The organism is Bartonella tribocorum (assembly GCF_002778015.1).
Classification (GTDB): Bacteria; Pseudomonadota; Alphaproteobacteria; order Rhizobiales; family Rhizobiaceae; genus Bartonella; species Bartonella tribocorum_B.
In genome coordinates this window covers 1-5,322 of sequence record NZ_NJPP01000052.1, presented here as the reverse complement: position 1 = coordinate 5,322, position 5,322 = coordinate 1, and the positions used below count along the sequence as shown (strand labels likewise).

The following is a 5,322-nucleotide window of genomic DNA, read 5'->3' as shown; positions in this document are numbered from 1 at the left end:
AAAATTCTGTCGCTAGCGATAGTTCGCGCTAGCCTGCCCCGCAACGAAGCCAACCCGCTGGGAAGTACCTTTTGCATTGATTTTATTTACTTTTTTATGGAAAAAACAAAGCATAAATGATGATCTTTTTTTAAAATTGCAATAAGAATAGGGAATGCTTAAACTCATAAAGATATGTAATATAGAGATAAAACTTGAGAACATGATCTAGCCTTTCTTGTTGGCAGCGTATTCTTGACGAGCAAGTTGTCTCTGTATATTTTTGGTTAATCTTTCATTGGCATATTGTGCAATAGCGCTTGCAATCTCTGGCTTGGACATCACTTTAGCAATTGAWGGTCCTTCTTGTTTTGCAATAGGGAATTGGTCTCCATCATCTCTTTGAAACACATTCCCTCCCATTTTTAATTCAACACGTTTTGGAAAACTGCCTCCCATGATAAAACCATGGGGCAAGATTTCTTTCTTTTTAAACAGTGTGTAAGTCACTCCGCGTTTTGTTTCGTTTACTTTAAAAAATTTAAGAGGTATTGGTGTTCCAGAACCAATGATATCTRTYTCAAGAAACTGTGCGGTAGCCTTGTCTTTAATATAAACACCTTTTTTAACGCGCTTTRKTTGGGYTGATGAGATGTCTGCAACTTGCTTTTCAGTAAAGCGTTCAACTTGTTTTGCTGCAGTGTTTAGAGCATTACGCAGAGCCCAATTAAGGCGAGGGGCTTGAAGGTTTGTGAAGGTATCTTTTACCTGTTGAAGATACCATTTTTGGTGGATAATTAATTTCAACTTCTAAGCCTTTTTGGGGGTAGATATTGATGGCTTGGAAGCTTTAGATTCTTTTGGTTTTTCGAGAGAGGTTTCCTCTGTTACTGTTTCAGATGATRTTTGGTTGGGTTCTTTTTYTACCTGCTTAATSWGTTCAATTGTCTTGTCGGGTTTTATTTTTGTTTTGACATCAACAAAAGGTTTAGCGGCATTTGCACGCTTGAGACGTGCGTAGACTTGATTAGAAATCTCCACAAATGGATTATTGGGAGTTGAAGTTTCAAAACGAACAGTGCTTTTATTATCGCCAACAACACACATTGGCTTGGTGATGATTGCTTTCATCTTCGCTCCTTTTGAGGCAATGAATTAATGACATCATTGGTTACTGAATGGCGTTTGATATGTGCAAAATAGATTAGTCTGTTTTATCAATAAAAACAGTAATTTAAGCCCTCTTGAAAGCTTAAGATTTTATCAAATTTTAAGGGATAGTTTTGAATTTTAGACGCAATACACCTAGAGACAGTACGACCATTAAATAAAAATTTTTACACATTGTCAAGAGAAAAAATCTATATTTTGTATTTTTTATCTAAATATTTATAAATATTGAGCAGTATAGGAGAGAAAGGAAATGACAGGTCCAGAAATATTAGATGCCGTGTATATGATATCAATGATAGCTATATCACTCTTAACTGTAGCGTTGTGTTTGCCTGCTGCCTTTTGATTTTCATTAATATTTTGCAAATCATATGCAATTATACGCTTTTGCAAAAAAATCTAGAGTGAGAAATTTCTCCATATTGATGGGCTAAATATTAAGCTCGTGACGGGCTGCTGTTGCCAAAAAAGCAGATCTTGTTAAGCCTCTCTCTTGTGCACAATTATCAATTGCACGCAAAAGCCCTCGTTCAATTGATATATTTGTACGTACGACTTCTGAATCATTTTCAATAAAAGGAACTTGTATTAAAAAAGCTCCTTCTGACAAGGCTTTTTTGACAGCTTTCTGTTGTATCACTTCTTCAAATTTTAAAGGAACAGGCACTGTATCCATATCTTCACAGTAAAGTTGCAAAGCTTCGGTTGCATTTATGATAAGATTTTCTTCTTCATCAGAAGCAGAGAATAGACCTTCAAAATCAGGAAATTGAACACCAAAAGCAGAATCCTCATCTTTATGAACAAGAGCAAAAAATCTTTTCATTCTTCTTCTCCTTTTTTAAACCAGCCTGCTTGTTGTGCAATAGAACGCGCTGTACCAATTGGAAGATTTTTTTTAGGATGTGGAATAATAACAACCTTACCGTCTTTTTTAAATTTATGGTGCGAACCTTTTACTTTTACAAGTTCAAAGCCATCGCGTTTTAATTTTGCAATTATTTTTCGGCTGTTTTGTTCCATTCCCTAATCTCATAATGTGTATATATTTACACACTATACTTTTTCTTATTTTAAGTCAAGGTTTTTAATAACCACAATGTTTCTGGAGAGCGTTAAGGATTATCCGCAATGAAGGTACAAGGTACGGTAATTCTTGATCTTCACTAACAAGATACTGTAGCGCAGCATAAAAATTATGCTGTCTATATAGGTTTTGTGTTTCTTTTATTACCTCTTGCATATTCAAAAATTGTTTTGTTGCAAATTCAACCCATTTTTTTCTAGCTGCTTCATCAGAAGATGAGGGCATTTTATCATAAATTGCACTAGGCAATGTTTTTGCACATAGATAATCATTTCTCACTTCAAGGTATTTTTGTGCTGCATCATACTGATCTGGGTTAATCACACCTTGCAGATAAAGCCGTCCGATATAGGTACCGGAAAGCGGATTTTTTGCTTCTTCTATGGTCAAGCCAAAGCGTTTGGCACGCATTTCTATTGCTAATTTCTCAATGGGGTCATGAGGCATTTTTGTCCGTGAGATACGACCGTTGGGTTCTCTGATACATCCCTTAATCCGTGGACGCCCACGTTTTGCATGTTTTTTTCTTTTAGCCATATTTTTTCAATCAGAATGGGACGCCATCATTAAGAGATGCACCATAATCATCAGCACCTGAAGCGATAGCATAACTTTGAGAAATGACAGATGAAGAGGACGCAGATTGCTCTTTCTTTGCATCAAGCAAATGCAATTCACCTTTATATTGTGGTAAAATAATCTCTGTTGTGTAACGGTCATGACCATTTTTATCTTGCCATTTACGGGTTTGTAATTTGCCTTCTATGTAAACCTTTGAACCTTTATGGAGGTATTGAAGAGCAATTTTTGCCAAATGTGGATTAAAAACCACAATGGAATGCCATTCGGTTTTATCTACTTTTTGATTGGTCTTTTTATCAGTATAGCTTTCAGAAGTTGCCATACGAAAATTGACTATTTCTACTCCAGAAGTCATGGTTTTGCTTTCGGGATCACCCCCTAAATAGCCAATTAACATTACTTTATTTAGCATGTTTTTTGTTACCTTAAATTCGTATTTAAATATGTGAAAAATCTTAGCATAAGTTTATTATTTTTTCAAGTTTTTCAATGAGATAATATTATTTATTTAAAGTATAAAATTAATATTTTAAAATAGTGGCATCATGACATCTGTATTGTTAAGTGCAACTATTGAATACGCATTAAAATGTGTTATATTGTAATTACATTGTAACATATTAATGGTGATAATAATGTCTGAAACAACGTTTACCTTTCGCGTTGATGATGTATTAAAAAATGAATTCTCTCAAGCTGCAAAAGCATGTGATCGATCCGGTGCGCAGCTCTTACGAGATTATATGCGTGATATTGTAAGAGAACAAAAAGAAAAGATAGCGCATGAATTATGGTTTCAAGAACAAGTCCAACTTGGGTTAAATTCTGCTAATACAGGTGATGTAATATCTTCTGAAGAAATAGAAGCAGAAGCGGAAGCGTGGCGTTTTGAAACACAACGTAAGATGAAAACATCAGCGTCATGAAACTCGTTTGGACACAGATCGCGCACTATGATCGTCAAAAGATACGTGAATATATCGCACAAGAAAATCCCTCTGCCGCATTAGCATTTGACAAGTTTTTGTCTGAAAAAGTGAAACAACTTGTTAGGTTTCCTACTCTTGGTCGTGTTGGTCGTATTATAAACACTCGCGAACTTATCGTACGTAAAAAATATATCATGATTTATGATGTTTTAAATGGCACAGTGCGAATTTTGCGCATACTTCATGCAAAACAAAAGTGGCCATAAATCAGTTGTATTTTGGGTTGTTCATATGCCGTAGATCTACTCCCCACCCTAGAAAAGCGAGAGGATAAAATCATGTTTTTAAATCTAAACAGCTTTGATTAATGTTTTGTATTTTGTTTTCCATTTTTGTATCTACTCAACTGAATATCAAGTGCTTTTTCTAGCTCACGGTCCATTTCATCACAAGACAATGGGTACCCTATCTCACCATCATCTGTAATCTCACAAATCAGTGTATCTTGACCACACCTTTCTATCTTCTTATTTGCACTGTCTATCAACGCTTCATAACTCAATATACTTTTCGGAACAGCACCCCCATAAACCCATGCTTTTACTTGCGCCTTGGTGCTAAAATCTGCATTTTCTGGTATGGTGTAATACTGACCACTGTCAAACTTTTCACACTCTCTTGTGCCGTCTTCATATTCGTAGAGGTTGTAAAAATACTCTGCCGCTCCGTCTCCTCAAGGAACATACCCAACAGCCGTTGCGATAAACTTTTTTTGCATTTTTTGCATTGGCTGTTTATGATTTGTTAAGAACAGTTGTTTTAAAATTTCCATGTTTTAATTCCTAATTTTACTAATTGGTCTATTTGTCTTAAATTTGACTGTACAGAGCTTTTTATATTGCAGATGTGTTTTTATCATAAAATCTTTAAATCGCTTTGTAAGATACCTTTTTGTCGATTTAAATGCATATCTAATTACAAAACCATCAGCTCTTTTCACTGAAAAGGATTTAAACCAATCTCCGTTTTTTCAAGCATTTGCATCAATTTATCCCATTTTTCAGCAGAAATAGGTTCTCCTTTCGGCTTAATCTCTGGTCTATCGAGTGAGGTAAATATCCCTTTAACAGTAGTTCGAATATCGTTTTCAAGCTTTTCACAGTAAAGCAGAAGATCAGCAGAAGCGGGCATAAATGTCGTCGACAAGCCTTTAGCTTTACCTTTCATCACATCCCTTGTTGCAGTTTTTATTGCCCAACGGCTTAAGCCATTGAGAGAAAAGAGATAAGCAACGGCTGTAGCTTTTTCGTCTTCTCCGGGTTGGCTTTTAAGCCCACCAGAAAGTATGAGAAACATCGCTTTTATTTCTTCCTCAGAAGCTTTTTCATCAAGCATTTGCAAAGCTTCATTACCCAACGAGATAATTCTCTCCGCTTCTGCAGGTGATGGCTTTTTGCCCGCTAACCAATGGAATGGAGGATTTTGCATCATCCTCGAACAAAAATTTGTACGGACTGTCTGCATTTTTGAAATCGGACATATGTTGTGTAATTCTATAGGCACGACCGCGCT

General features: G+C 35.8%; 9 protein-coding genes and 1 pseudogene. 2 read left to right on the top strand and 8 right to left on the bottom strand.

Annotated features, from left to right (window positions below; all coding sequences use genetic code 11):
• Nucleotides 1-207: 207 nt before the first annotated feature.
• The 6 genes from CEV08_RS08800 to ssb form a co-directional block, all read right to left on the bottom strand.
• Nucleotides 208-786, bottom strand: coding sequence for a hypothetical protein (locus CEV08_RS08800; RefSeq protein WP_100131236.1), 579 nt, complete (start codon nt 784-786; stop codon nt 208-210).
• A 3-nt stretch (nt 787-789) separates the two neighbouring features.
• The gene (locus CEV08_RS08795; RefSeq protein ID WP_100131235.1) at nt 790-1,110 is read right to left on the bottom strand and encodes a hypothetical protein; all 321 of its coding nucleotides are present in this window, start codon (nt 1,108-1,110) and stop codon (nt 790-792) included.
• A 472-nt stretch (nt 1,111-1,582) separates the two neighbouring features.
• Nucleotides 1,583-1,978: a type II toxin-antitoxin system HicB family antitoxin gene (locus CEV08_RS08790; RefSeq protein WP_012231571.1), complete on the bottom strand. Its 396-nt coding sequence runs from the start codon at nt 1,976-1,978 to the stop codon at nt 1,583-1,585.
• Nucleotides 1,975-2,175, bottom strand: coding sequence for a type II toxin-antitoxin system HicA family toxin (locus tag CEV08_RS08785; RefSeq protein WP_100131234.1), 201 nt, complete (start codon nt 2,173-2,175; stop codon nt 1,975-1,977). The genes CEV08_RS08790 and CEV08_RS08785 overlap by 4 nt, the downstream gene beginning before the upstream one ends.
• Nucleotides 2,176-2,239: 64 nt before the next feature.
• Complete coding sequence (locus tag CEV08_RS08780; protein ID WP_100131233.1) at nt 2,240-2,776, bottom strand: hypothetical protein; 537 nt, start codon at nt 2,774-2,776, stop codon at nt 2,240-2,242.
• Nucleotides 2,777-2,786: 10 nt separating this feature from the next.
• Complete coding sequence (gene ssb, locus CEV08_RS08775; protein ID WP_100131232.1) at nt 2,787-3,233, bottom strand: single-stranded DNA-binding protein; 447 nt, start codon at nt 3,231-3,233, stop codon at nt 2,787-2,789.
• Nucleotides 3,234-3,456: 223 nt separating this feature from the next.
• On the opposite strand from ssb, the gene CEV08_RS08770 reads away from it, so the two are divergent.
• Nucleotides 3,457-3,747: a CopG family ribbon-helix-helix protein gene (locus CEV08_RS08770; protein WP_100131231.1), complete on the top strand. Its 291-nt coding sequence runs from the start codon at nt 3,457-3,459 to the stop codon at nt 3,745-3,747.
• A complete protein-coding gene (locus CEV08_RS08765; protein ID WP_100131230.1) occupies nt 3,744-4,016 on the top strand; it encodes a type II toxin-antitoxin system RelE/ParE family toxin in 273 nt (90 codons plus the stop codon). The genes CEV08_RS08770 and CEV08_RS08765 overlap by 4 nt, the downstream gene beginning before the upstream one ends.
• A gap of 248 nt (nt 4,017-4,264) precedes the next feature.
• On the opposite strand, the pseudogene CEV08_RS08760 reads toward CEV08_RS08765, so the two are convergent.
• Both CEV08_RS08760 and CEV08_RS08755 read right to left on the bottom strand, forming a co-directional pair.
• Nucleotides 4,265-4,582: pseudogene (locus tag CEV08_RS08760) on the bottom strand (hypothetical protein); the annotation flags it as partial.
• Between the two features lie 164 nt (nt 4,583-4,746).
• Nucleotides 4,747-5,166 carry a hypothetical protein gene (locus CEV08_RS08755; protein WP_100131229.1) on the bottom strand — a complete coding sequence of 140 codons (420 nt, stop codon included), beginning with the start codon at nt 5,164-5,166 and terminating at the stop codon, nt 4,747-4,749.
• Nucleotides 5,167-5,322: the final 156 nt, after the last annotated feature.

Bases quoted from the DNA above. Each gene is read 5' to 3' on its own strand.
- CEV08_RS08790 (WP_012231571.1), bottom strand. From the start codon at position 1,978: ATGAAAAGATTTTTTGCTCTTGTTCATAAAGATGAGGATTCTGCTTTT.
- CEV08_RS08785 (WP_100131234.1), bottom strand. From the start codon at position 2,175: ATGGAACAAAACAGCCGAAAAATAATTGCAAAATTAAAACGCGATGGC.
- CEV08_RS08780 (WP_100131233.1), bottom strand. From the start codon at position 2,776: ATGGCTAAAAGAAAAAAACATGCAAAACGTGGGCGTCCACGGATTAAG.
- ssb (WP_100131232.1), bottom strand. From the start codon at position 3,233: ATGCTAAATAAAGTAATGTTAATTGGCTATTTAGGGGGTGATCCCGAA.
- CEV08_RS08770 (WP_100131231.1), top strand. From the start codon at position 3,457: ATGTCTGAAACAACGTTTACCTTTCGCGTTGATGATGTATTAAAAAAT.
- CEV08_RS08765 (WP_100131230.1), top strand. From the start codon at position 3,744: ATGAAACTCGTTTGGACACAGATCGCGCACTATGATCGTCAAAAGATA.